Below are 330 nucleotides of genomic sequence, written 5' to 3' on the forward strand. Positions count from 1 at the left end.
GGCATGCTGCAGATGTTTAACAGCAAACCGGTGACCCTGCGTACCCTGGACATCGGCGCGGATAAACAGCTGCCGTATATGCCGATCAGCGAAGAGAACCCGTGCCTCGGCTGGCGCGGGATCCGCATCACCCTCGATCAGCCGGAGATCTTTTTGATCCAGGTGCGGGCGATGCTGCGCGCCAACGCCGCCACCGGCAACCTCAGCATTTTGCTGCCGATGGTGACCAGTCTGGAGGAGGTGGATGAGGCCCGTCGGCTGATCGATCGCGCCAGCCGCGAAGTGGAAGAGATGATCGGCTACGCCATCCCACGTCCGCGCCTGGGGGTG

Annotated in this window: 1 protein-coding gene; it reads left to right on the plus strand. The window is 63.0% G+C overall.

Annotation, left to right across the window (positions count from 1 at the left end):
- A partial coding sequence (locus ACSIPU_RS30805) for a putative PEP-binding protein (protein ID WP_435322505.1) occupies positions 1–330 on the plus strand: 330 nt, incomplete at both ends.

The sequence above is a fragment of the Klebsiella sp. HN106 genome (genome assembly GCF_051209435.1).
GTDB classification, from domain to species: domain Bacteria; phylum Pseudomonadota; class Gammaproteobacteria; order Enterobacterales; family Enterobacteriaceae; genus Klebsiella; species Klebsiella oxytoca.